The sequence below is a fragment of the Nostoc sp. genome (assembly GCF_036917395.1).
Classification (GTDB): Bacteria; Cyanobacteriota; Cyanobacteriia; order Cyanobacteriales; family Nostocaceae; genus Nostoc.
Genome location: NZ_JBALDI010000086.1, coordinates 10,169 through 37,131, shown reverse-complemented (window position 1 = coordinate 37,131; position 26,963 = coordinate 10,169). Strand labels below are relative to the sequence as shown.

The window sequence follows — 26,963 nt, the reverse complement described above, 5'->3', positions numbered from 1 at the left end:
TATCTATGGTTAGAAAAACCCAGCGTCTTTTGCTGCTAGTTATTTCCTGTAGTATAACTGGTGTAATTTTAGGAGGTACTGCCGGTTGGGCAGAAAGTAGTCTCTGCTTGGAAGACAGTAAGGTTACAAGTGACTGTTTAATCCAAGATCCAATCCAAAAAACTATCCAAGGAATGAGTACCGGATTATTAGCTGGGGCTGGGGCGGCTTGCGGTGCAGCATGGCAGTTACGGCGTGAATGATTGAGCATGAACTACCTACCACTAACCCGGCGTACCGGGTTAGACCAAGTTTCTGTACTAATACTCATTAGACAGTGTATCCACTTAGACCCAGCGACAAAACTCCTCCAGCGATCGCTCAGGAAGTTTAACAATATAATCTATGTAAGTAGGTTTGCTATGTGTCTTATTCATAAGTCTGGGTTAATCGCCTGGATTGGTGAACGAAATAATCAGCTTTTTGGTCACTTACGTTGTTTTATTGACAAAAGCTAGTCATCTCAAAATTTTCAACGCTCTGTTGGTTTCTGTGTGACTGAGGCAGTTGGATTTAGACTTGAAGTGATGGGACTGGAGGAAAGACTGGTGACGAGAGCAATTGGTCTAGAGCAAATTATTGCCCAAAAGGTTCTTACCTTATCAAAAGAACAGCAGCAGCAAGTACTTCACTTTGTAGAATTTCTGCAATTGAAATCACCAACAGTGGAGTTTAAGCACCATGATGGCACGCCAATGTCTGCTTTAGAAGCAGCAGGAAACTTAGTTGGCTGCGTGGATTCTGGCCCTGGGGATCTCTCGACAAACAAGGAGTACCTTAAAAGACCATTAACAGAATGAAGCAATCGGTACTGCTAGATACAGGCCCATTAGTAGCTTTAGTCAATCGGAGAGAGCAGTTTCATAAATGGGTGACAAATCAGTTTGGACAGATTGAACCACCTTTGTTAACTTGTGAAGCGGTAGTTACAGAGGCTTGTTTTCTCTTACAGAATGTTTATGGAGGAGAAGCAGCAGTAATTTCTTTTGTACAAAAGGGAATTATCCATCTCCCGTTGAGCTTGAGTGAAGAAGCTGGAGCGGTTTATGAGTTGATGCTGCGTTATCAGTCTGTACCGATGTCATTAGCGGATGCCTGTTTGGTGAGGATGGCACAACTGTATCCTACTCGTGAATTGCTCACATTTGATAGTGATTTTAGGATTTATAGGAAGAATCGGAATCAATTAATATCTGTGATTATGCCAGAAGAACTGTGAGCCTACAAGTTTCAATCCCTAATAGGGATTTTGGTTAATTGCAATTTGCGCTGGCAGACGGCAAACAATCCCCCTAACCAGTTTCAATCCCTAATAGGGATTTTGGTTAATTGCAATAATACTGGAATGTAAATTTTAAGAATGAGTGCTGTGGCTTTCCTCGATATGTAAGAGTGTGCATTAGGAAGGATTATAATAAGTCGCGTACACCGGACACTACCAGCGAGAGTAAATGAGGTTGCCACCCCCAACTCGTCTACCCAACAAGCATTACATATCTAGAGAATACCTTACACCAACTGAGGTGCGATCTCTTTTGATTGGGGCGATTTATGACATTTTAGCATCTGCGTGTGAAGTGAGTTTTAAGCACCTCATGCCAATAAGAAAAAGACTGGAACGGAACTATGATAAAGCCTGCTGTTGAGTTTATTGCTCCTTTTATACATTTACAGCCAATGATTTCCATGCTTTCTGACAAGCCAATTGTCTAACTATGCTAACACTTCGCTGCAACAGACTGAATCAATATCTGGGTTGGGATGCAAAGAAGCAAAAGTCTGGGCGCATTTGCATTCTTGGTGGGTTATAGAGAATAATCAAAAATAAAGTAACTTTGGCGTCTTCCTGCGAGAGAATAAATATAAAATATGGCGATCGCAATCGATTTTGGTACTAGCAACACAGTCATTGCTCGTTGGAACCCTGTAACCCAGCAGCCAGAAACCCTGAATCTACCAGGTTTATCAATTAAACAAAGTCTCAATCCGCCACTGATTCCCAGCTTGGTTTATGTTGAAGACGCAACCCAAAATAAAGTATTAGTCGGGCAACAAGTACGCGATCGCGGTCTTGACCTCAAGGGCGAAACTAGATTTTTTCGCAGCTTTAAGCGGGGTATTGGTGCAGATATCCAAGGTTTCTTACCCGAATTAGATGGGCAAATTGTCACCTTTGAACAAGTAGGGCAATGGTTCCTCACCCAGGTGATTGAACAACTAGCGCCCCTGGAAGGTGGGTTAGATTCTCTAGTGTTAACTGTACCCGTAGACAGTTTTGAAGCTTATCGTCATTGGTTGGGGAACGTGTGTCAAGCCCTTCCCGTCGAACAGGTGCGAATGCTTGATGAACCCACAGCCGCAGCCTTGGGTTATGGCTTGGCAGATCAAGAAATTCTCTTGGTAATTGACTTTGGTGGCGGTACTTTGGATTTGTCCCTTGTCCGGTTGGATCAAGGCGGGCAAGCAACCACAAAGCCGCTGGGATTTATCCTCAAATGGGGTAATAAATCCCTGGCTGAAGATTCAAAACAAAAAGTCAAAACTGCCCGTGTCTTGGCGAAAGCTGGGCAAAATTTGGGCGGTACTGATATTGATAATTGGTTGGTAGATTACTTTGCCAAAACTCAAGAACTGACGATAAGTCCCTTGACAACACGATTGGCGGAACGGGTGAAAATTCAGCTATCAACCCAAAACCAAGCAAGTGAAATTTATTTTGATGATGAGACATTTGAAAGCTATGAACTGGAACTAAACCGCGACACTTTTGAAAATATCCTCAAAGAACACGCATTTTTTGAATTACTAGATGAGTCGATGACGACACTGTTGCAGCAATCAAGACGCCAAGGGATAGAACTTCCAGATATTAATGCAGTTTTGTTAGTTGGTGGGACAGTGCAATTGCCGGCAGTGCAGACATGGATAAAACAGTATTTTGAGCCAGAAAAAATCCGTTGCGAACGACCCTTTGAAGCGATCGCTCAAGGTGCATTACAGCTAACTCAAGGGATACAAATTAAAGACTTTCTGTATCATAGTTATGGTATCCGCTACTGGGATCGCCGCAACCAGCGTCACAAATGGCATTCTCTGATTAAAGCAGGACTTGCATACCCGATGAATCAGCCAGTGGAATTAGTCTTAGGCGCTTCTATGGAAAATCAGCCTAGTATTGAATTAATTATCGGAGAATTGGGAGCAGATACAGGCAATACCGAAGTTTATTTTGATGGCGATCGCCTAATTACTCGCCGTCTGGAAAATAGTGAAACCAGCGTCAAATCCCTCAACGATCAAGAAGGCGCGAGAACAATTGCCCAACTGACACCAGCTGGATATCCTGGAAGCGATCGCATCAAAATTTTCTTTCAAGTTGATGAGCAAGGCTTTTTGCGAATCACCGTTGAAGACTTGTTAACGAATGACACGTTGTTGGAAAATCAACTGGTGGCGCAGTTGAGTTAAACTACTGCGCGTTTAAGTGTTTAATGAAATTTTGACCGTGTGCGCTGGCATTCAAACCACTGTCCTAAAGCCTGATTTCTTCGTCGTTCATTCTCATTATTTCAATGATTTTTTGAATTGATTGTTCACCAGATGCTTTAACTACTATTCTAGATGGAATAAAACTTTGGTCATCATATTCGGGACAAGCCTCATAGTGACCTATCTTGCCTTGTTCTGCCAGGCTGCATACCTCTGTATCAAAAGCCTTCTTTTCTTCTACCGCTTGCGATGGGACGTAAATAACGTTAACTTCATCAATAATCTGTGACGTGGAAAAAGTATTTGCCAAAAAGCCAGGGTTTTTGCCGGATAAACAAAACGGAGTTCTTAATTTTGGATAAAGTCGAGCTATAAATATGATTTATGTCTGTGACCGCACCTGTCCATCCATTTATTCAGTTAAGAATTGCCATAATAATCAATTCATCGTCACCATAATTGGTAATTGGAACTCTTAATTACCAATTACCAATTACAAATTACGAATTATTTCCGCACCACTACTAAAGTTCCCGTTGAAGCCCAGTTGTAAAGATTGCGAGCTTGCTTAACAGGTAAATTTACGCAACCGTGGCTGACTGGAGTCCCAAAACGGTTATGCCAATAAGCACCGTGGATGGCATAGCCTTCATAAAAATACATTGTGTAAGGAACGTCAGGAATATTGTAGCCCCTGCCTCGCATCCGGTGAGTGCGATACTTAGAATTAATCCGAAATCTACCTATGGGTGTGGGGGTCGATCGCTTACCTCCAGAAATGCGGTATGAATAAACAAGTTTATTACCTTTCCATGCACGTAAGCGTTGCTCTGACAGGTCAATTTCAATCCAGCGAGGTTGGGATGTTTGCCTGATATTATTAAATACAGTGATGCTGTTTTCATCAACTGACGTGGCTGTTGCTGTAGTCGAGTCGGGTGTACCTGCTAACGGTGATGACCAAGAGAATAAAGTCACCATCATCAGCGCCACGCCTGTACAAAAAGTTCCTGAAGAACGAATCCCACCACTGCGAATCCAGGTTTGCATTATGCTTCATCTTCTAAACTACGCAAAAATCATCAAGTGAAGTAATTTTCTGGAAAACTACAAATTTCCAGAGCGACTTCTAGCTTCCTGTAGAGGATTTACGCAATTCATCCGCTAATGCTTCTCAAGACAAGTCCTAAGCTAATCTGCGTCCAAGCACATTTGTCATTTGTGCTTTGTTATTTACTAAGGAACACGAATTAAATAAAGAGTAAAGAGCAACTTTCGTAGTCTTACGGCTTCGGTAACATCCCAAAATATTGGGATGGTGCGTTAGCCAAGAGCATAACGCACCCTACGAAACAGAAGTTTTGCATTTTGTTTAATCCGCATTCCTAATGACTAATTACAAAGGACAACCTCTAGAAAAAATCTGTCATTTAATATGCCTAAATGCAAATTTCCCCCGAATTCATATTTGCATTTGTAATTTCACCCAGGAATTGTCAGGATTTACGCTTATTTCTTTGGGCAAATCGTTGAATGCCCTCTTCTATATTTTATTTCAAATTTAGTGATTCCGACTCCGAAGATTCCCAGCATAAAATATTGCTGGGAATCACTCAATTGTCTTGATTTGTTGTTATTTATGATTTGTGCTAAATTGCCTTTTGGCTGCTTCACCTACTATTTCTGGATGACTATTGGTGTCCCTACCGATGCCCACTGGAATAGCCATTTTGCATGTTTAGGTGCAAGATTCACACAGCCGTGGCTCACTGGAGTACCAAATCTCTTATGCCAATAAGCTCCATGAATAGCGTAACTACCTTGGTAAAACATCGCATAAGGAACATTGGGAACATTGTAGTTTTCTCCCTGCATCTGTGTCGTTTTGAACTTGGATTGAATTTTAAAAGTACCAACAAGAGTAGGAGTAGCTTTTTTGCCAGAGGAAATAGCACTTCCATAAACAACTCTGTCACCTTGCCAAGCTATTAATCGTTGCTTTGAAAGATTAATTTGAATCCAGCGCTGATCCGATTGTTGTAATGTCTGGATTGTTTGTGCAATCACTTGATTTTTGGAATTCGCCCAAACTTCACTCGTTCCAGTAGTAGTAAAAACACTTAAGGACAGTGCTGTACCAGTGAAGAGTATTTTTAAGCTACGTACCCAGTCAGAATAAATCAGTTTTTTCATTTTAGATACACTCACACTCTAATCATGAAGTCTTGAGAAACTTATCAGTTTTCACCTTTATTTCCCTATCTATTACTTTAATAGACGTGAACTTTTGATGCTTTGATTCTAAGTTAACCTAACTGTCGCATTAGGTTTTTTGCCCCAGATGCGATCGCCTCCCAATTTCCCTCTGTGACAAGCTTTTTGGGAAATAATTCACTGCTCAAACCTACAGCGATCGCTCCTGCTTGTAAAAATTCTTTAGCATTTTCCAGAGTGACGCCGCCAGTAGGAATTAAGGGAATCTGACCGAGTGGCCCTTGCAAACTTTTGATATAATCAGCCCCTCCCACTGCTTGCACGGGAAACACTTTTACACAACTAGCGCCCTGACTCCAGGCGGTAACAATTTCTGTAGGAGTCAGCGCTCCTGGGATAATGGGTACATTTTTTTCTTGTGCTGCTTGAACCATTGCGGAGTCAAAGTGGGGTGTAAAGAGGAATTGTGCCCCCGATGCGATCGCTTCTTGTAGCTGTTGCACATTGAATAGCGTACCAGTGCCAATAGTGCAATCTGGTAATTCTAAGCGTAGTTGACTGATTAATTCCCCAGCGCGATCGCTATTCCAGGTAATCTCAATCAACTGTATTCCCCCAGATGCTACAGCCATTGCCATTTGCTGTCCCACTTCGATTTTAGGGGCGCGGATGACTGCGATCGCTTGATGTTTTTGTAACTGTGATAACCAAATTTGATTAAGCATTTTCACTGGCAATTAGGGATTGGGGGCTAGGAACTGGAGACGGGGCACTAGAGAATAGTTTTCCTAATACCTAATTTTCAATAACTACGCCCGTCGTAGACATCGCCTGATTTTAAATAAGATTGCGGACAATGAGCTAGGAAAATTTAGTAAATTCATTTAAGTATTTTTAACTGTAAATTAAATCAAGAAACCAGCGCTAGCCTAATAACAGGTAGGCGGTATATTTTTTAATTATTGATAAATAAAATAATAATTGGTGGTAATTTAATCCCGTGCGATCGCTGTTAATAAACTTCAATTAAAAAAATATTCATTAATCGTAGGGTGTGTTAGCACGGATACGGCACCGCCACAGATCAAGATGATGGATGGTGCGTTACGAGGTTCCGTCTAATGCAATAGCAGTTATCAGCGGTGGAAGCCGCCGCTGATAACTGCCTCCCCTACTTACCTAAACTAGGGCTGGTGTATTTGCACGCTTAACTTGAGGTGTTGCAACCATCTGCATTCCAGCAGGTGCAGCTAGAGTTAAACCACGGCGCACAGGACGCACAGGACGTTTGTTCACCAGCGAAAGTTGAAAATCTGACAAAACAGTTGCCAAGACGATTTTCATTTCATACTGGGCAAATGCCATCCCAATACAGCGACGATTACCGCCGCCAAAGGGTAAATATTCGTATGGTGAATATTGCCTTTGTAAAAAGCGTTCTGGTTTGAACTGTTTGGATTGTGGATAGACTTCTTCCCGATGATGCGCTAAATAAATACTGGGGACTATTGCCGTTCCCTCTCGCAGTTCGTAGCCCATAATTTCAATTGGGGTCTTCACAATCCGCACGAAAGCATTCATGACAATTGGATAAATTCGCAATGTTTCTTGGCAAACTGCTGTCAAATAGGGCAATTTAGCTACATTACTCAAATTGGGGTTAACTCCAATGGTGTTAAGTTCCTGTAGCAACTTCTGACGCACCTCTGGTAAATGGTCAATCCAGTAAAAAGCCCATGTCAACGCAGAAGCGGTAGTTTCATGTCCTGCAACTAGCAGCGTCATTAACTCGTCGTGTAATTCTTCATCTGACATCCCTTGACCATCGTCGTAACGAGCAGCCATCATCAAACTCAGGATATCTTGGCGATTTTGATCAGATTCAGCCCGACGTTCCCGAAGCAAAGCATAAATCAGTTGATCAATTTTTTGCCGTTGTTGCAAAATCCAACCCCACGGACTCCACACACCGAAATCTTTTTGCATGAACCGGAAAAAGAAGGCGCTGGACATTACGGGCGAAGTGATGAAGTCTAGTAAATCACTTAGCGATCGCCTCAGTTCCTCAAAAAGGTGTCCTTCATTCAAACCAAATACAACCCGCAATATAACACGCAAGGTGATTTCTTGCATCGACTCACGGATATTAAAAGGCTTGCCAATTTGCCATTCATTACTCACCTGTCGGGTTATTTTACAGATTTCTTGACCATAAGCCCGCATCCTTTCGCCATGAAAAGGAGGAGCTAATAGTTGCCGTTGACGCTGGTGGCGATCGCCATCTGATAACATAAAGGAGCGATCGCCAAGTAAAAATTTTAGTCCTCTGTTGCCCCTCCCAACCTCAAAATGGCTGGAATCAGCAGTAAAAATCTGCTCAAGTGCTTGGGGTTGACTAAAGTAAATAAGATGGTTATCCCCGCGACTACTCCTGATAGTAAAGGTGTCACCATAGATTTTGGCAAAATCATCCATATATTTCACTGGCTGACTAATAAACTTGATCATCCGCAGCCAGCGCGGCATTTGAGGCCCATCAGGCAAATTGTAAGTTGCTGTCATCGAATTTTGTGGAGTTGATGGCTTCTGAATTTTATTGTTACGAGTTTTCATGTTCTTGAGGGTCACATAAAGCGCTATATTTTTGTAAGGCAGTCCCAATAAAAAATGTTTCATCACCAGGGACTGAGAACTAGGGACTAGGAACTAAAGACTAAGAACTAGGAACTAGGGACTAGAGACCAGGGGGACAAAAAGGAGAATAGTAATTCCTAACTCCTGTACAGACGCGATTAATCGCGTCTCCTAACTCCTGTACAGACGCGATTAATCGCGTCTCTCAGCACTCAGCACTCAAGAGGCAGAATCGGAAGCAAGCAGTGCCAAAAATCATCGCTATTCTTAACGGTAAAGGAGGAGTCGGTAAAACGACTACCGCAGTCAATCTAGCTGCAAACTTTGCGAAGAAAAAAAAGGTGCTGCTGATTGATGCAGATATTCAAGGTTCTGCTAGTTGGTGGTTTGGGCGCAGTCAGCAGGGAATGGGATTTGATCTATCTCAAGAAACTGATCCCACACTTTTAGGTGATTTAGGAAAGATAACAGGGTACGATTTAGTAGTGGTGGATACGCCTCCCGCACTGCGCTCTGAAGCATTAGTGACGGTAGTTGCGATCGCAGATTATCTAGTTTTGCCTACACCCCCAGCCGCAATGGATTTAGCCATCCTCGTGGAAACAGTCAAGGAAGCCGTCATCCCCTTGGGAACCCCCCATCGGGTATTGCTCACCAAAGTTGATACGCGCAGTATCGGGGAAGCACTAGAAGCGAAAAACACTCTGACTCGGCTAGGTATTCCTGCTTTTAATACCTTCATCCGTGCCTATAAAGCTCATGAACGAGCGGCACTTGAAGGTGTAGCAATTACTCAATGGCGAGGAGGAAACGCACGGGAGGCGGAGTTAGACTATCGCCGCGCAGCTGATGAACTACAGCGTGATTGGAGAAAATAATGGTTAAGAAACAAAGTCTCTCTGACTTATTACAAGAAGAGGCGCAAAAATTTACACCCCCAGAAGGTGAATCTGCGATCGAAGTTACAGCAGAAAAAATTGCCGAAGAACAGGCTTCGTCTGATGAGGAATCCTCAGCACAGACTGCTGAGTCAACTTCTATTAAGCGCACAAGTCCCACTAAGGCTGATTTAGAAGCAACTGTCAAAGAGTTGACAAGTAATTTGGAAAAAAGCCACGAAAATGAAGCATCTCTTGGGCAGGAAATTGCTGATTTGCAATCAAAATTATCTAAACAAAAAACATTAGCATCCGAACACAAATTATTAGTACAACAGGTAACAAAAGAACTTGACGAAACCAAAAAAACAGCACTGCAACTTGCAGAAGCAAATTCCCATCTGATAGAAGAAATTAATGCTTTAAAACAAACAGCAGAAGATAATTCTAAACTTGTTGTCAAACAAACTAGTGCGATAAAACCAGCAAAAGAACAATACAATCCATATAACTACAAAAAATCACATCGGCCATCGGAAAGACTAGCTCCAAATCAACCAGGTGAGTATACTGATAGTGTTGTAAAAGAAACTAGTGCTATACAACCAGTAAAAGACCATTACAATCCACTTAGTTATAAAAAATCACATCGGTCATCGGAAACACTAGCTCAAAATCAACCTCAAAATCAACCAAATGAGTATCCTGAAAGTTCTAATGAGATGTGGTTACTTGACTAAAGTCAGTTAATCTTTGCTCCCCCAACCCTTGTAGGGTTGGGGGTTAGGTTTTTGATTACTGAATCGTTGCTCTAGGTAACAAACTGCTTTAAACGAGTTAACCTGAATAAATAAATTGATAAAACAGTAAAGAATACAACAAAAAATCCTTCAATTATAAAAATTTTACTCAAAGGAGTTCCAAAAATTCCTGTATTTATGGCAACTTGATAATGCTTAACTAACCAGAAGAATAAGTATTGCCAGTATTACCCTAATGATCTGCTGTCTGTTTGAAAGACAGATTTGCGATCGCTCTAGCTACAGAGTTCCTTAAAATTATGTGAAAGTGACATTATTAAAAAGAAAAATAGTAACTTTGACAAAAGCCATTAGCAATAGATGAAAAACTTTACACTTGGGCGTTACATAAAAATTATTGATAGTTGTGCTGTCTTGACACGTTCTTCCCAAATAAACCCAACAAGTTGCAATAGATGCATCAGATTTTTTGGGTTTCAACTACAATTCAACTCGAAAGTCTAAAATATGCTGCGCAGTAATTTGTGGTTGTTCCAAGTGTGGGAGATGACCACAATTTTGAATCCAGACGAGAGTACTGTGTAGAATTGCCCTTTTAAACTTTGTGGCATCTTCAGTACCTAAAATTTTATCAGAATCGCCCCACAAAATTAGCGTTGGTTGTACAATTTGTGATAAAGTTTGAAATCTAAAAGCACTATAACCACCACTTTTAGTAAAAGCAATCAAAGCTTGATGCCAATTGGGCATTTGTAGATGTAATGCACCACAACACAGAGCATCAATAGAGGCAAGACTTTGATTTTTATATCCAATGCGTGAAACGCGATCGCGCACTTTAAGATTACTCAAAAATTGAGTTGCTAAATAATCCAACGGGGGAAACATTAATTTACTTAATGGTGAACCACCTGTTAAACCAGCACTGTCAATTAACACCAGCTTTTTTACTACTTCCGGATAAGTCAGTGTAAAATCAATCGCCGTCGCACCCCCCATCGAAGCACCCACCAAAATTACAGGTTGGTTAATCAAGCTTTTCCAGAAATAATAAAGATGGGTTTTAATCGCAGTTGGGCTATAAGCAATTTCTGAGAGTCTATCTGTAAACCCAAAACCCAACAAATCTACTGCCCAAGTTTCATTATCTCCAAAGAGTAGTGGCAAAAGCCGACGAAATTCTAATACGGAACTGTCAAAGCCGTGAATTAATAAAATAGGAGTTCCACCACTCCCTTGCTTGACATAGGTTGTGGTAACTGGTTGATTAGTTAAGGGAGTAGCGATTGCAGTTGTTTGAATACTCCGAGCTAGTGCGATCGAGGCAGATTCTGTCAGCTGCCCAACTGCTGTAGGAAGAAAATTCGGAAACATAAATTTTAGTTTATCGTACTAGTTTGCTTCCATGCATTGCTGATTTTGTTAAACAACAAAATTACACAAACTAACACGCTGAGATATTACTTATAATATATAAAACATAGACCAGCGGCTATCAAAACATTCTAACTCCCAACTCCTAACCGGAGGCGGAGCGTCTTCGGCTTTACTCCTAACTCCTAACTCCCCACTCCCACAGAATCCTGGTATCAAAGAAAGTTTTCCAAAATGTCAAAATTGGGACTAAAGCCACGTACAATTAAAGTCGCCTATCCCTTAATCCAGGAGCTAATGCCATGCCAATGGCGGTTGGCGTAATTGAAACTTTAGGTTTTCCTAGTGTCTTAGCAGCGGCAGATGCAATGGTCAAAGCTGGCGAAGTCACAATTGTGTACTATGGTCAAGCTGAAAGCGCTCGTTTGTTAGTCGCCGTCCGGGGACACGTTGCTGAGGTAAAAAGAGCTGTTGAAGCCGGAATCGCAGCTGGAGAGCAAGTCAAGGTTGGTGCAGTAATTACCCACTACATCGTTCCTAATCCTCCGAAAAATGTGGAAACCATATTACCAATCCATTTCACTGAAGAATCAGAACCTTTCCGTATATCCTAAGCAATTTTGCTATCAAAATCTGTAGCGAAGCTTCGTACAATTAACTTGTAGCCCCCATATCGTTTATTCATACAGGAGATTAATAATGTCATTACAAGCAGTTGGAGCACTCGAAACTAAAGGTTTTCCTGCGGTGCTAGCAGCAGCAGATGCTATGCTAAAAGCTGGTCGAGTCACCCTTGTTGGTTATATCAGAGTAGGTAGTGCTCGCTTTACAGTTAATATTCGTGGTGATGTTTCTGAAGTAAAGACAGCTATGGCTGCTGGTATTGAAGCCGCAGAAAATGTTTTTGGCGGTACACTGGAATCCTGGGTGATTATTGCTCGTCCCCATGAAAACGTTGAAGCTGTTCTGCCAATTGCTTACACAGAACAAGTTCAACAGTATCGAGAATCTGTAGAAAGTCCCATTGTTAGATCATCGAACGGGCGATAAAGTCAACCCCTTCTCCTGCAAAGGCGCTACGCGAACAGAGAATTCAAAATTACCCAAGTTCATCTCGCTGGAAGCCAGCGCGATGACTTCTCTCAAAATTCAAAACGAAGAATCCCCATCAATGAATTTAAAGAGAAGTCTCTTGCGAGGCTTATGACTATCAAAACTTTAGAGGATTACATTCTTACAGTTTTTAGATTTTGCATAAGGTGACGTACCTACACTTACCTGTACTCAGGAAGTGTAGGTACGTCACAGAGGATAAATAAGCGATCATTATATCCTTACTACTAGAATAGCCTAGGCATAGCCCGTCGTAGACATCGCTACGTGGCATACTGGGGTTAATTCCAAGCTATAGCGATCGGATTTATCTAAAATTTATTATCAAATAAGAATTCAGAAGCAGAGTTTCATATCTGCTTCTGAATTCTTATTTAAAAGAATGTAGTATAAAATAAAACTAAATATATAACTACGTAAGAGGTTATAGAGGGTCGAAACTTATACGAGTGAAATAACGTCTGACATTGAGTAAAATTAGATTCGTTCCTCGGCTCGGTTATAAAATATCAGATTTTTGCAACCCATCTCCTGCAAAGGTGTATCCTCACCACTCTAGGAGGCAGATTTCTGTTTTCAGTTAAACAACATAACTTAACAAAAAATTTAAATTAACAGAATTGGCAGAAATGCTTGATTTTCATGGATTTAGAGCACTTTGAAATTGAAAGCAAAACACCAATGCAAAAATTTTTGCATAATTCTAGTGAATTAAGACGTAATAAAAGTGGAATCACTGAGATGTTTTCATGAAACTCATGAAATCCGGGGCAACTGCCAGTTAAACAATTAGGTGGGACAAATGGGGGTTGTGATGCAAACTTCAAAATTGAGTTTCGAGGAGCGCAATCTCGCTATGACAAAGGATGTGGAAAAACTAGCTCTAGATTGGCGAAAGCGCTTGGCTGCGGAATGTCCAGAACAAAGTGAAGCTGCTAGACAAAGTATTATTTTCTGGCTATTTGGATCTGACTCAAAACGGTTTGATCTGTTTAACCCTAAGGAACTAGATATCGCCAAGCAAGCGATGGAATATCGCTGGAGGATTTTACGTCAACGCTACTTGGGGCTGGGGCGAGAGCGTGCTTATCGCAACTTGATAACGCGACTGGGAAGTTTAGTCACATTACGAAATAAAATTCAGACATGGGTTGCCCTGAGCCGCGATCGCCAGCGCAGCGTGATCGATGTCTTGCAAGAAGTACTCCAAGAATTACTGCAAAGCGATAGCCACATGCAACAGCAAATGGCTGATATTGCCAAATATACAACCGATCGACGATTGGGGGATGCTCTGCTATTTGCCAGTGTAGAAGAATATTGTCTGCGGCCAGTACGCAATCAACCCCTATTAGCTTATCGGTTTGTAAATTACTTGCGTCGCACTCAGCGCGGTGGCTTAACTCAAGTGCCAAGCCGTGACTTAATTAGACTGGTGTCGGAAGAAGTTCTCACAGACGACAGTGAGAATCGAGTTAACTTAGTGGATAGTCAGGCGATCGCAGAATATCAACAAGCACAACAACTAGAGGAACAACAAGCGCTGCGTCAATCAGTACAAAAAGAATTTGAAAATTATTTACAAGAAAATCTGGGGACAGATGCAGTGGAGTGGCTACGACTGTATTTACAAGGTAAGTCCCAGGAAGAGATCGCCCACAGATTAAATAAGCAGACTAAAGAAGTATACCGTCTGCGAGAAAAAATTAGTTACCACGCCGTGCGGGTTTTTGCTCTTAAAGGTAAACCAGAACTCGTAGACAGCTGGCTCTCAATTTCCTTACAAGAACATAACTTGGGATTAACACAAAATCAATGGCAGCAACTTTATGAAAAATTGACTCCTCTGGAGCGGCAGATTCTAGATTTGCAAAGAGCAGGTAACTCAATAGAAGCAATAGCCCAAAATTTAAAACTCAAAACCCATCAAGTGCTAGGCGAATGGACAAAAGTCTATCTTGCTGCCCAAGCTTTAAGAACTCAGGAGTAGGCTGTGAGGCATCTAGTTGATCAATTCAAACCGTGGGACACAAGGAGCAGGAGAGCAGAGGGGAATTCATCACAAGTTCCTCCCCTCTGCTCTTGGAGCATCTTCATCCCCTCATCCCTCACTTACTACAGCAGATCGTAACTCAATATTATCCCCAATCCACATCTGAAATTCATCTTCTACTTAGGTATATATAATTTAAATTTTAACAATCGAACAAAGTCCAATTTATTAACTACCTACTAAATTAAAGGCGAAGTAGTATATAAATAAACACTAGGCAATCAAATCTATGTTGTCTTCAGAGGGTGAATTAAATGATTCGCCATGCCTGAGGAATTTCTCAGCAACTAAGCTTCAAGTTACATGAACTACAAAAACGGCTTTTACTGAATCCTACCCTTGACTTTCAGCAATTAGAGGCTTTGGTTGCCCTGAATGAATTAGTAAAAAATTTAGATAAATAGATCAAAATACTGGCACTAGATAGCAATCCATCAACAAACACCAAATCATAAGTCTGTCAGTAAAACTGCTGATTTCGATCACATAGATAATTGTTATGTTGTAATGGAACCCTAGACCGATCAACCTTAGAGGTTCATCTCAAATAAATACAGATTTTGCGATCATATTCTGAGTAAGATTACGATTTAAACAAACTTATAGTAGCAAAGTTAGTTTCCCACTCTTGAATCCATTTTTTGCAAATATTTCATGCTAACTGAGGTTTTTAGTGAACTTTTCCCCTTAATGAGTACAGCCAATCCACAGACTTTGGAATGGCTGCTCAACGTTGCAATTGAACATGAATACCCATCTGGGCGAGCTGTTGTGATGGAAGATGCCTGGGGTAACGCCGTTTACTTCGTGGTTTCTGGTTGGGTCAAAGTCCGGCGTACCGTCGGGGAAGATTCAGTAGCTCTGGCAATTTTTGGCCGTGGCGATTTTTTTGGAGAAATGGCAATTTTGGATGAATCTCCACGCTCAACCGATGTCATTGCCCTTTCACCCGTGAAGTTGCTTAGTATCTCCAGAGAGCGTTTTATTCAAATATTGTTTAAAGACCCGCAGTTACATCACCGCATGTTGCAACTGATGGTGCGGCGATTGCGGCAAATTAACCTGCGCTTACAAATGCGGTCTTCACCACCAGCAGTCAAACTCGCCCATACCCTAGTGACTTTAGGCGAAAACTATGGTCAGGAATCAGACTTAGGAAGAGAAATTTTTAACATTCCCTTTAAAGATTTAGCAGAGGTAACAGAAATTGGTGTTGAAGAAACCACCAAAATCATGGAAAAGCTGCATGAAAAAGGGTGGATTAACATTGACAGCGCTAACAATATTACTTATCTTGTGAACTTCAAACAGTTGATGAACTTGGCTGGCAAAGTGTGATTGCTATGGTATGGGGCAAGCCGAATTTTAAATTGAGAATTTTTGATTTGTTCTGCCCACGAAAGCGTTGCGGGACGTACCCCTACGGGGAAGCAAGCTACGCGTTAGCGTCTCCAAGAGTTGTCCGGGGCGGGGCATGAACAAAAAAATCTTTTATCTAAAATTCGTAGTCAAGTACAACCCTCACCCCTGCACGATTATCATTTTCAATAAGACTCAAATAAGACGATTTTCGGTATTTTAACTGATTGACAAAATGCGCTTTATTTTAACCTCTCACGGATGACCTTGAAAGGGCTAGTTCTGTTTAAAACACTCCCAAGCGCAAGCAACATCTGGACTAAAATGAAGCTTGCGCTAATCAAAATCTAGTCAAATACTTCTGCTACAGAACCTGCAACAGTTGTTTAATTTTGGTGTCTTGGCGTTCTTTGAATTTATCTGGAAAAATTAACTCGATCGCAATCTTGCCATTTATCTCTTCTTCTACTACATAAATTTCGGCAACGAATCGGTTAGATGAGACATTATCCCCATCCTCATTCAACAGTAAACCAACTAATGGTTTAACAGTTCGCATCGTGTGCAAATCCTGTTGTCCTAGCATTTTGTGAGAAGACACGGCTTTTTTATCTTCTATTTCCAAGCGCAAACCTGTTGTTCCTAGTTCTGTGGCTACTCCAAAAAAGAAGTTACCATCCCAGTAGAGTTGGCTATTGCTATTTACCTGCTTGCGTACCTTTTTACGGCTAGTTTGTTTGATGTCACGCAAGGCCCGAGTCAGACTCGTAGCGAGGAATCCAAGGGAAGCTATGGGTCGGTCTACATACTGCCCCTTTTGAGAATACCACTCCTGCACATCAGAATACAAAACTAGAGTTAAAGCATCGCGTTGGGCGTTATTGAGCTTCACAAAATCAACTGCTAAAAGCGTTTCTCTATCATTAATAGGGGAGACTCGGACAATCTGCGCCGTTAGGGAAGCGCTAGCAGTATAATCTCCCATCACCTCAACTTCCACTTCATCCAGTAAATTGGGCCAGGTTTCCAAGGAAATTAATGCCCCAGTTTCCGATATATTCACCGTTTTGCCCATGATTGTTTGACTGTTACTGGTAATTAAGATGGGGAGACGACGCTGTAAACGGTGGGCAGAACGTACTTGCGGTTGTTCAAAACCAACCAACAAAGCAGCTATCAGTAAAACCAGGTTAAAAATAGACCACATGGTGTTAACTAAGACTGCTTGCCAATCTTCAGGACGTAGCAGCAGCCAATAGGGAACAGCCAGCAAGGAAGAGACTACAAGTCCTGTTACCACTAAAAGACCACGCATCGATTCCCAATCAAAGGTGCGTTTGGTTATAGATGTTCCTTTGTCGGTAACGTTAAATGAACCCAGCTTGGGATTAAACAGTGCTAACATGGTCACCCACCCAGCCTGGAAAGCCATTGCAAATTCAAAAATTTCGTTCCAGAACGAGAACCGGACGTTTTTGTAAATGATGTAGTTAGTAAAAAGCGAGAGGAGAATATGGGGTAGGGCGTAGGCTAGAGTTTCTAAACCCAAACCTTGGACAGAGTTAATGCCAAATAATAAAAATAGCGGAGGAGCGATCGCATATATTAGACGGGGATAGCCATACAAAAAGTGTGAAGTTGCACTGAAATAACAAATCCTCTGAGCAACTGTCAGGTTCAGCTTCGGATTAAAAACGGGGTTTTCCAATCGCAGAATCTGCGCCATCCCCCTTGCCCAACGCACTTGTTGCCCTACATAAGAAGAAAACGTTTCTGGTGCTAAACCAGCCACCATAATTTTGTCGTAGTAGACAGATTTGTAACCCAGCGAATGCAATCGCAAGGCAGTGTGGCAATCTTCCGTCACTGTTTCCACTGCAATTCCCCCAACTTCTAAAGCGTGGGATTTGCGGATTAATGCTGCAGAACCGCAGAAAAAGGCGGCATTCCAAAAATCGTTACCTTTTTGCAGTACCTTATAAAACAGTTCATTACCTGCGGGTATTCTACCTTTGGTGACCAAATTACGTTCAAAGGGGTCGGGGTTATAGAACCAGTGGGGAGTTTGGACAAACGATACTTTGGGATCGAAGAAAAAACCCATTGTATGCAGGAGAATTTGCCGTGATGGGATATGGTCGCAGTCCAAAATCAACACTAAATCGCCGCCAGTTTTGTAAAAGGCAGCATTAATGTTACCCGCCTTAGCGTGGTCGTTATTGTCCCGTGTCATGTGTATACAGCCGAGTTCTTGGCACATTTGCCGTAGCTGTTCCCGTCGGCTGCTAAACTGTTCTCGACGTGGGTCGTTCTCTTTATACTTTTCTGGACGACCATCATCAAGGACATAAACCTGTTTTTTATTAGGAGCATAATCACAAGCCAAGGCTGCCACGGCAGTCTTACGAACAATCTCCACGTCTTCGTTGTAAGTGGGAATGTAGATATCAACTTTGTACCATTCCTCAACAGGAATGGTTGTGAGATTAACTGGTTGGCGTTCTTGAATTTTCAGGGTTTGAAAGTACGCCAGTACTAAGGTGAGGATGGCATAAAGTTCAGCAGCGAACAATAATAGGCAAGCAATGCTGTTGAGCCAACCATCAAAGTTAAGGGTATAGCTGGTACGGTAGTATAAATAACGCAGCGTTGTTACCATACTCAGCCACAGCAGAAATAAGTGATAATACTGGCTGATTTCTGAAGAGTCCTCTTGAAACTCTGCGTGTATTATCAGTTGACCAAGTAACACAAGAAACACTGCTACCAATCCCTGCTGCCAAACTTCTATTGGGGTAACAATCAGTGGCACTGAGAGCAACAATAGCAGCAGGATAAACCATTTAAAGTGTTTCACACCCACCCTTTGGAGAGTGCGGTCAAAAAATCGGGGGGTAATATCAATCAGCCAACTGCTCAATTTGAAGCGCTGGCGATCGCGTGATTTACGAGACGATATATCTGGGGAAGAAGACATTTTGGATCTAAATTTTGAAATTTAAAATTGGCGATATTTAACCGAAAGAGTCTACTTTTTGTCAGCAGTTAGCCGCTTCAGATACAACTGAACAATGCCGTAAAGAACTAGAGAGATACTCAAAATGCCTACAGGTAGCAATAGCCAATTTTCTTGTAAAAAGCGTGATGCCTTACTGAGGAGACTAGTATTTTCCCAACGACGAGTGTTCGGGGCGCTTTGGAAAAACTGTAGTTGATAGGCATCAGCATCGTAGGAAACTGGGTCTTTTTGATCGCTACTAATTAGCACCGTATCCTTTTTGAGTTGAAAGAACCACGGATCTTGATTGAGGACTTGTCGCACTCGCTCTAAACCAGTTTCAGTTTGAGATGTTAAAGCCAGAACGACGCGATCGCTGTTCCAAGGAGAGATAATTTGCTTAATCATGCCTTGTGTGTCCTGTGGGGTCTGAACCACAGCATAGGCAGAAGAGCGGGAAAATGCCTGACTCAAGTTAAAGCCACTGGAATTAAACACTTCAGGAAAAGGAAACTCTTCTCGCGTTCCAATTCCTACCAAATGGTCATTTTTACGGACTTTTGTCGGCAAGGCATCTGGCGTGTAAACTTCTAGTTTGACGGCATCTGCTTGACTGAGCCTTCCTAAGCGTTCGCTAAAGGCTAGCAAGGTTAAAACATCTGTCTTCGAGGGGATTTGTGGGACTACAATCGCCGTCTGGGACAAATCCTGTGGTGCAGCAAAGGGAAAACCGAATTTCAGCAGGTTCAAGTCTGGTAGTTGTGTAGAGATTTCCCGTTTCAGGTCGAAGCTAGTATCAGAATGCACCGTGCCTGTAAGTTGTTGATCTGGTGGCTGAAGACAGTTCTGTTTGTCAAACGGTTCTCTAGGATTCATCCGGAAAAAAACTTGTAGTTTCGAGTTAGGTTTGACCAAGTTTTCCGGCAAATTGACTTTGAGGTTTTTGTGAGTTTCTCCCGACTCAGAATCAAGACGGGCCCCACCAATGAAAACTCCATCCAGTAAAACTTCGATCGCAGAAGTTCTAGGATTAACCTGCGGCCCGTAGCTGTACACCAGATTCATGGAACTACCCCGAACAAACCTATCATCTGGTAAAGCGCGAAAATCAACTTCAATTGGCGGTGCTCCCATGCCCCGTACAGTAACATCACTAAACGGCTCACCATTTACCTGGGTTTTGATGTCGCCCAGTTTAAAAGAATTTTGCTCTGGCAAATAACGAGGCCACTGGCGGAGTCCTGGTGTCAAACCTTCTTTGAGAGTATTGACGAAAACTACCTGACCAGTCCCTATTTTGAGCAAGTCTGGCTGTGATAAAAATTGGGTTGCCTTTTCCACAGCTTTTGTGCTGTTGCCAGTGGCAATTAAAACTGGAACCCCGCTCTTTTCAGTTTTAGTGATCATTAACACCCCTGTTTCATCTGGTACAGGGTTGTTATCACGATCAATAATTTGATTACTGATGATTTTCAGGGGCAAATTCTTCCAAGTATTTAGAGATGGTTGCTCATTTGGAGTCCCAATGATTACCAAGCGATCGTTTGCCTTCACACTTGCAACATCAGACACCAAGCTCGTCTGAATCGGGCGAAAATCTGCGATTCTCCCCAATGCCGCTTGTAAACGAGCTGCTGCTGTCAACCAGGATTGATTAACTTGACTCGGTTGCAAGTAAGCAATTTGGTTAGTTTCTAAGCCGAGTTCGTCAAAGAAAGGATAAGGATAGCGGCTGAAATTCAGGGGAGTCGGCTGCCGTTCATAGTTCAAGATTAATTTAGAATCTGGCAGAATCTCTGTCCATAAGTCGGGGCTACTAGGGTCGCTACATTCGAGGGTGTTATTCTGCTGTGCCACCAATATGAGTTCGTTATAGTCTTGAATCAGCTTTGGTGGGATATTGAACAGTACTTGACCTACTTGGGACTCTTTGCGGTTGAGTGGTACGCTACCGACACTGGTGCCATTGACTAGCACAGTCAGGTTGGAGCGATTGGCATACAGTGCTGGTGAGTGTTGAAAACGGATTAAAGCTTGTACCTTACCCCGATCTAGTTTCCAGCCACGAGGACGAGTAAAGGCAAGACGACCTTCTGAGTAGACCCCACGCAAGCGCATTCGGTTGCCCACAATCGGACTACGATTAAATTCTAGGATGTAAGTTGCCAGGTTCTTGGCACTAGGAGCTTTTAAGTCTGCTTTACTACTATTTTCTGATGTCGTTGCTTGAGCTAATAAAGTTACTTGCTGTTGCAGATCGCCTTTGGTTTGAGCTTGAGCGCTGAATAATGAATTAGGAAACAAAAAAAAGCACGAAGTAACAATAATTGCTTTTTTACTAAGTTGGGAAAGATGAAACAACTGCTTCATGGTAGAGCGTGATTTTAGTGTTAATTTACTCAAAATATTTACGTACAAAGCACAATTAATTAGTTGCTTTTAGAACTTAAAAATCCTCCCATCGGATTTTTTAAACGAAATCAACCAGAGTCAGTCTGCTGAGAGTAAAGCTTATTTGGGAAGCCTGTGCTCTAACTCAGTGTCAGGCAATGTCATTTAAGCAGTCGCTGGGGAATTGTCTTTGGAGGTAGCAATCCTAACCAAGCCAAATTCTGGGTATAATAAGCAGATTGGTCTCCCCAAATTCCCTGTTTGTATTCAGGCAGTATTTTTTTTACAAGCAGTTCTTGAGCTATTCCTGGTTCTACCAACTGCATGGCGGCATACAACATAGCGTATTGGGATGTAGCTTCGTAATCCACTAATGGTTTCCCTTGGAGATCAATGCGTGCTGGTAGACTCGATTGTTTACTCCACAGTTTTTGCAGGTGCTGAGTGGATGTCGCTAGATAGCGTTGCGCTTGGGGTGAGTTGAACCAGGCAGCATCTAACGACAAACGCCACCAGACTCGATAGGCATCAAAGCCATACAAACTCTTGAGAGTACTAGATGCTGGGAGGATTTGGCATTGTCCTGTTTTGGTATTTAGAGCTACCCAGTCACTGGGTAAACCCACGCTAGAAAGCTTTGCCGAATTTTCTAGCACTTGATAGCTGCTGTCTACCAAACTCAACCAATCATGTTGGGGGTCAACTTGTGCAAAGATGCGAAAAGCATAAGGAGCAAAATAAGAGGGATTCAGGTAAAAGGTAGATGCATTCGGGACAAATGCAGCCACAGGCCCTGGTAACAGGTAGCGCTTACCTTGTGGTTCTGAGATGGTGGACAGGTTCCATAAATCTTGCAGTTTAAGTTTTGCCAGTTCCAAGTATTCGGGTCGATGCCAACGCCGTGATGCCAAAATTAGGGCAGTAATCGCATCTATATCTCCATCACTGGCAAAGTTGGTGTCGATGATACCCCAGTTACCATCTTTCTTTCGTCCCCATTTCCAAGCCCACAAACTATCTGTGCCTTTACCACCCGCTTGGCGCTGGAGGTTATTTTCTGACCAGTTTAAAGTCCGGGCAAAAGTTGCCGGATCATTAATAAGTACTGCTCGTAGCAAAGCATAGGCTTGACCTTCACTAGTTGAGCGATCGCTTGCTTCGTAATCAATCACCCGTCCGTCTGACTGAATAAATCTTTGGCGGTAGTTATCCCAGCTTTGAGCTAGTAATTCCCGGTTGGGGGTGGATTCAGGAAGATCAGTTAACAATCCAGTGAGATTTTGACTACTACCTTCAGTGGGGACGTTTGCTACCGGAGTTCGATCATCCGGTGTTTTGGGTTTTGCTGCCCAGTAACTAGAGACACAGGCAGATAAACCAATTAGGCTGGCAATAGCTGCCACTCTTGGGAAGTGCCACATCCTAAGAACAGTTTGATTTGTAAAATATTAGCCGATAGGGAGAGTGTGAAAGTACCATTTTCCTGCCCTTATTGTTCCCTTGTAGTTGTTCAAAATTAACTTTCATGAAGAAATTTAAGCGATCGCTAATTCCTGTTTCGACGTTGATAGTCTTGCCAAGGGGGTTGAAATCCTCGTCGGAGCAAAAAGTCTGTTTGAATTTGCTGTATTTGCCGAGATGCATCACTATCGGTTCCTCCTTCGGCGGCTGTTTCTAGTTGCAATCGTTCTAGCTGTGCTAATGCTGTCAAAGGCTGATCTAAAATCGCATTCAATCCAGCCAGGGCGCGGCGTGCGTCTTTGTCTTCCGGTTTTTGTGCCAACACTTGAGCATAAATCTCCTGTGCCGATTCAAAGCGGCGCTGTTCAAAGCGAATTCCGCCTAAAGCCGCTAGGGCATCGATGTTATCTGGTTGCTGCGCCAAAATATTCTGATAGGTACTGCTAGCCAAATTCAAATCACCTACAGATCGAGCCAACTCTGCCTGCAACTGGGATGAGTCAGGAGTGTTGGGAATACGAGCAATCAACTGCTTCATCCGTGCTTGTGCTTGGGCTGGATTACGTTTTGCTATCACTTGTAACAAGCGCAGTTGTAATGGTATGGAAGTAGGGTCAGTTTCTAATAGGTAACTATATAAAGCTTCTCTTTGTGGATCAGCAGGCAACGCTTCTAACAAACTGTATAGTTCTGGAGGAGTATTGGTTGCAGGTTGTGTAGCTAACCAATTGTTGAGAACTGCCTCTGCTTCTGGTTGGGAGATTCGCTTGGCTTGATAGGCGATACTAGCACGCCCTAGTTGAATCGACAAATTTTGAGGATTGCGAGCTATCAATTGGTCATAAACTGTCACAGCCTCATCAAAACGCTTTTGTTGCAGTCGCACTCCAGCCAGTCCGCCCAAAGCAGCATTAATAATATCGCTACTATTTGGCTTGCTAGCAAGCACAGCTTGGTAACGCTGGGCACTAGCTTCCAGACTACCCTCACGACGCTCAATTTCTGCTGCTAGCAACTGGGGTGCGAGGTCTTTAGCACCTGCGGGGGTAGCTGTGTAAGCTGCCAAGGCAAGCCTTGCGCCATTCAAGTCTTGGTGCTGCACATACATTTGTGCCACCCGGAAATTCAAAAACGGTACGTTAACCCCCATTTGTAAAAGATTTTGGTACACAGGTAAAAATTCCGGATCGGGAAGATCAATATTCACTAAGGCATTAGCTAGCTGTTGCAACTGCACGCGATCGCTCGGCAATGATTGCATTACTGTCGCTAAACGCTGTCTCAAGTCATTTTTACCGAGTAAACCTAACTGATTTTCCAAAGCTAGTTGCTGGACTAACAAACTTTGATCGTTGGGAAATTCTAATGCCACCCGTTGATACAATTGCAGTGCTGTTTGTCTTCCTTCTGGAAATCCACTAAAGACATCAGCGACTTCCCGCAGTAGTTTGGGCGAAGGGTTGGGATCGGTTTGGAGGGCTTGACTGTAGAGATTAAAAACTTGCTGGGTGAGGGTAGGATTATTGGTGTACTTGCGAATTTCATTGAGCGATCGCGCTAAGGGCAAAATCGCATCTGGCCTTCCCTGTAATACATCTAAGACCGCCAACGCTTGGGCTTGTTGTTGATTGACAAGGTATGCTACAGCCAGTTCTTTACGAGTTTCAATCCCCATTGAGTCAAGTTTATTGGAGCGCTGTAACTGCGCTTCTAACACCTGTACTGCTCCTCCAGGATTGCCTGTTTCTCGTAAGGTGCGACCGTAGGCTACTGCTGCATATCCTGTAATGGCTTTGCCAGTGGAGCGATAGCGGTTAAATAACTCCAGTGCTTTCGGAAAATCCCCACTGTAACTATAAGTTTGAGCCGCACCAACGACTGCCTCTGGTGTGGGGTTGTTGTTCAGCGCAATTTCGTAGTCTGCCAGGGACTCGGTTAATCGTCCTTGATAGGAGTAGAGTAGAGCACGGTAACCACGACCTTCTGAGTCATTAGGATTTAACTCTAATAAAGTTGTTAGAGCCTCAATTCCTTTTAAGTTCCACTCAGAACGATAAGTAGCCAGTAGACCAACTGTCTTTAAAGCTAGTTGGTTGTTAGGGTCTACCGCCAGTACTTGTTGATAAGCACTCCAAGCTTCAGGAATACGTCCGGCCTTGCGATAAGCGATCGCTAGTCCTAACCTAACTGGCGAAGATTGCGGTTGACTTTTGAGGGCTTGCTGGAAGGCTGCGATCGCATCATTAATCCAGCCTTTTTTTAATAATGCAAAACCTTTTTGTGCCGATGCTGATAAGTTCTGTGCTTGAGCAGGGGCAATGCTGCCCAAAGGCGGCACAGTTAATAAGTAAGTAAAAAGGAAAAATGAACAAATAAAAAGAGAACGATATTTAATTTTTTTAGCTTTTGCCTTTTGCCTTTTATTTATATTGTTTTGACTCATTGAGCAATTCTCCCTCTGGGAGTGACATCAAATTCTGATTTCACCCTGATCCCGAAGACTGTTTCGGAAAAATCATCACGTGCCTGAACCGAAAAGCCTATCCGGAAATTGGAAATAAATTTAAAATCATAGAACATTTCTAATACATCTGGACGGTCTCCACGACGGAGGCGATCGTTAGAGAGAGGAAGTCCATAAGCTATTCCTAGTTTGTCATCTGGGGTAAACAGATCCAAGAAACTAGCTCCCAAAACGTAAGTATTTGCACCCTCTCCTAAAGTGCGATTTTCGTAACGACCATAGCGCCCAAACAAACCTAATTTCAGATTGGGAATAAAGACTTCGGCGTTGACACCATATGCTTCTTCGCGATCATTTGCTTCAGGGCCAAATTGATTGTCACCTCTGGGAATGCTAAAGCTTTCGAGGAAGCTATCACGAACACCAGCGTCGCGATCGCTGGCATAAGTACCACGAATAATTGCATTGCCATAACGGATGCCGATTTCTCCAGCAAATCCATCTAAAGAAAATTCACCGATTTTATTTGCTGACGAAAAGACTGCTGCTTTGGCTTCAATATTGTCGGTGACACTCCAATCGGCTAACAAACCAGTGCGTGAACTAATCCCTGTCGCCGCCAGTGCTGGGTTGGTTTGAAACACCGGATTAAAGAATTGACTGGCCCCATCTTTAGCAAAACTGTTGTTATCAAAATAAGACGTTAAATCTAGTTGACCGATCACTAACCGCAGATTAGGTACTCCTGCTAGTGAAGTCGCCAAATAAAGCTCGTTGATATTCAAACCCTCGTTTCGGGAGTCATCTAAGCTGCTGCCTTGGCTGGTTAAGTCTAGGGTTGCCCCAACCAAAGCTTGGGGAGAAAGTGGGTAGACTCCCGTGACTCTCGCCCGGGCTGTGGTGTCGCTGCCTTGGGTGATATAAACTCCTTGGAATTGTAAAGAGGGTTCCCTTAAACTACTGCTAGTGAGCTGGCGGCGTTGTTGAGTAGTTACTGATACTGCTGTGCTTGGTGTGGGAGTTGGACTAGGGACTGATGGTGTTGTCTGTGGATTGAGTAATTGTTGATTAAAAGTTGGTGCTGTTGGTGCTATTGGTGCTGTCGGTGCAGTGAATTCTTGCGTTGCAGGCAAGTTGGGAAGTGGCGGCAGGGGAGCTGTTTGGGAACTGAGTAGTTGATTAAAAGTTGGTGCTGCTGGTGCAGTGAATTCTTGTGTTGCAGACGAGTTGGCGAGTGGTGGCAGTGGAGTTACAACTGAGCTAATTGGTGGCTTTGAGTCGTTTATCTGTCCCTGCAATCCTAAATTAAGGTCAGAAGTGTCTCCACCTGCTGCCACTCGTGGTGCAACAGAACTATGTGCTGCTGCCGGGGCTTTTCCAGTTACCTGCTGCTGGATGAAGACACTCTCCAGTTGTTGGAGATCGTTGACTGGTTTGGGTTCCACAACTTTGTCCACTGGATTGGCGATCGGTGCAACTGCGACACCAGTCGTTACGGGTGGAGGAGTCAATGTTTGCGACCCTGACTGCGATTGACTCTTCTTGACAGGTAATTTAGGTACTGATAGTGGTTCTGTTAAGCCCAATTGGTAGTCGCTACTCTGTAGCTGAGATGGGTTGACCTGAGCTGAAGACTTTTCGCTCACTGCCAGTACCCAGCAAATCGAGATGACGACAGTGCAAAGCAGTGGATAAACCTTGTAGTACTGACTTGAAAAAGTAAATTTATAACAAT

At 42.8% G+C, this 26,963-nt stretch carries 21 protein-coding genes; 10 read left to right on the top strand and 11 right to left on the bottom strand.

Translation table 11 applies throughout. The features are described from left to right. The first annotated feature begins 5 nt into the window (after positions 1-5). From V7K46_RS30795 to V7K46_RS30780, 4 genes are all read left to right on the top strand, one after another. Entirely contained in the window at positions 6-242 is a 237-nt protein-coding gene (locus tag V7K46_RS30795; protein ID WP_335120068.1) for a hypothetical protein, read from the top strand. 291 nt (positions 243-533) lie between these two features. Next, positions 534-839: a hypothetical protein gene (locus V7K46_RS30790; protein WP_335120066.1), complete on the top strand. Its 306-nt coding sequence runs from the start codon at positions 534-536 to the stop codon at positions 837-839. Then, entirely contained in the window at positions 836-1,258 is a 423-nt protein-coding gene (locus V7K46_RS30785) for a type II toxin-antitoxin system VapC family toxin (protein WP_335120064.1), read from the top strand. Before V7K46_RS30790 ends, V7K46_RS30785 begins: the two co-directional genes overlap by 4 nt. Before the next feature lie 650 nt (positions 1,259-1,908). Then, entirely contained in the window at positions 1,909-3,507 is a 1,599-nt protein-coding gene (locus tag V7K46_RS30780; protein ID WP_335120062.1) for an Hsp70 family protein, read from the top strand. Between the two features lie 64 nt (positions 3,508-3,571). On the opposite strand, the gene V7K46_RS30775 is transcribed toward V7K46_RS30780, so the two are convergent. From V7K46_RS30775 to V7K46_RS30755, 5 genes are all read right to left on the bottom strand, one after another. Beyond that, positions 3,572-3,838 (bottom strand): hypothetical protein, encoded by a 267-nt coding sequence (locus V7K46_RS30775; RefSeq protein WP_335120060.1) that lies wholly within the window; start codon positions 3,836-3,838, stop codon positions 3,572-3,574. A gap of 197 nt (positions 3,839-4,035) precedes the next feature. After that, positions 4,036-4,578 carry a L,D-transpeptidase gene (locus tag V7K46_RS30770; protein WP_335120058.1) on the bottom strand — a complete coding sequence of 181 codons (543 nt, stop codon included), beginning with the start codon at positions 4,576-4,578 and terminating at the stop codon, positions 4,036-4,038. Positions 4,579-5,205: 627 nt separating this feature from the next. Beyond that, complete coding sequence (locus V7K46_RS30765) at positions 5,206-5,721, bottom strand: L,D-transpeptidase (RefSeq protein WP_335120056.1); 516 nt, start codon at positions 5,719-5,721, stop codon at positions 5,206-5,208. Between the two features lie 113 nt (positions 5,722-5,834). Beyond that, complete coding sequence (locus V7K46_RS30760) at positions 5,835-6,467, bottom strand: bifunctional 4-hydroxy-2-oxoglutarate aldolase/2-dehydro-3-deoxy-phosphogluconate aldolase (RefSeq protein WP_335120054.1); 633 nt, start codon at positions 6,465-6,467, stop codon at positions 5,835-5,837. Positions 6,468-6,921: 454 nt separating this feature from the next. After that, positions 6,922-8,304, bottom strand: a complete 1,383-nt coding sequence (locus V7K46_RS30755) for a cytochrome P450 (protein WP_335120191.1) — start codon at positions 8,302-8,304, stop codon at positions 6,922-6,924. 317 nt (positions 8,305-8,621) lie between these two features. Between V7K46_RS30755 and V7K46_RS30750 the strand changes: the two genes are divergently transcribed. Beyond that, positions 8,622-9,254 (top strand): ParA family protein, encoded by a 633-nt coding sequence (locus tag V7K46_RS30750; RefSeq protein ID WP_334868116.1) that lies wholly within the window; start codon positions 8,622-8,624, stop codon positions 9,252-9,254. After that, on the top strand, positions 9,254-9,994 hold the full coding sequence (locus tag V7K46_RS30745; protein ID WP_335120051.1) for a hypothetical protein: 741 nt from the start codon (positions 9,254-9,256) through the stop codon (positions 9,992-9,994). Before V7K46_RS30750 ends, V7K46_RS30745 begins: the two co-directional genes overlap by 1 nt. A 501-nt stretch (positions 9,995-10,495) precedes the next feature. Here V7K46_RS30745 and V7K46_RS30740 read toward each other — a convergent pair. Next, positions 10,496-11,389, bottom strand: a complete 894-nt coding sequence (locus tag V7K46_RS30740) for an alpha/beta fold hydrolase (protein ID WP_335120049.1) — start codon at positions 11,387-11,389, stop codon at positions 10,496-10,498. Between the two features lie 302 nt (positions 11,390-11,691). Here V7K46_RS30740 and V7K46_RS30735 point away from each other — a divergent pair, with 302 nt between their 5' ends. From V7K46_RS30735 to V7K46_RS30720, 4 genes are all read left to right on the top strand, one after another. Continuing rightward, a complete protein-coding gene (locus V7K46_RS30735) occupies positions 11,692-12,003 on the top strand; it encodes a carbon dioxide-concentrating mechanism protein CcmK (protein ID WP_335120047.1) in 312 nt (103 codons plus the stop codon). A gap of 85 nt (positions 12,004-12,088) precedes the next feature. Further along, positions 12,089-12,439: a carbon dioxide-concentrating mechanism protein CcmK gene (locus V7K46_RS30730; protein WP_334792721.1), complete on the top strand. Its 351-nt coding sequence runs from the start codon at positions 12,089-12,091 to the stop codon at positions 12,437-12,439. A gap of 865 nt (positions 12,440-13,304) precedes the next feature. Then, a complete protein-coding gene (locus V7K46_RS30725) occupies positions 13,305-14,492 on the top strand; it encodes a HetZ-related protein 2 (protein WP_335120044.1) in 1,188 nt (395 codons plus the stop codon). Positions 14,493-15,209: 717 nt separating this feature from the next. Beyond that, positions 15,210-15,893 carry a Crp/Fnr family transcriptional regulator gene (locus tag V7K46_RS30720; protein WP_335120042.1) on the top strand — a complete coding sequence of 228 codons (684 nt, stop codon included), beginning with the start codon at positions 15,210-15,212 and terminating at the stop codon, positions 15,891-15,893. Between the two features lie 385 nt (positions 15,894-16,278). On the opposite strand, the gene bcsA is transcribed toward V7K46_RS30720, so the two are convergent. From bcsA to V7K46_RS30695, 5 genes are all read right to left on the bottom strand, one after another. Then, on the bottom strand, positions 16,279-18,891 hold the full coding sequence (gene bcsA, locus V7K46_RS30715) for a UDP-forming cellulose synthase catalytic subunit (protein ID WP_335120040.1): 2,613 nt from the start codon (positions 18,889-18,891) through the stop codon (positions 16,279-16,281). A gap of 51 nt (positions 18,892-18,942) precedes the next feature. Further along, positions 18,943-21,282 carry a cellulose biosynthesis cyclic di-GMP-binding regulatory protein BcsB gene (locus tag V7K46_RS30710; RefSeq protein WP_335120038.1) on the bottom strand — a complete coding sequence of 780 codons (2,340 nt, stop codon included), beginning with the start codon at positions 21,280-21,282 and terminating at the stop codon, positions 18,943-18,945. A 182-nt stretch (positions 21,283-21,464) separates the two neighbouring features. After that, positions 21,465-22,724, bottom strand: a complete 1,260-nt coding sequence (locus V7K46_RS30705; protein WP_335120036.1) for a glycosyl hydrolase family 8 — start codon at positions 22,722-22,724, stop codon at positions 21,465-21,467. A 125-nt stretch (positions 22,725-22,849) separates the two neighbouring features. Further along, entirely contained in the window at positions 22,850-25,207 is a 2,358-nt protein-coding gene (locus tag V7K46_RS30700) for a tetratricopeptide repeat protein (protein WP_335120034.1), read from the bottom strand. Next, positions 25,204-26,874, bottom strand: a complete 1,671-nt coding sequence (locus tag V7K46_RS30695) for a porin (RefSeq protein ID WP_335120032.1) — start codon at positions 26,872-26,874, stop codon at positions 25,204-25,206. The genes V7K46_RS30700 and V7K46_RS30695 overlap by 4 nt, the downstream gene beginning before the upstream one ends. Positions 26,875-26,963 lie beyond the last annotated feature (89 nt).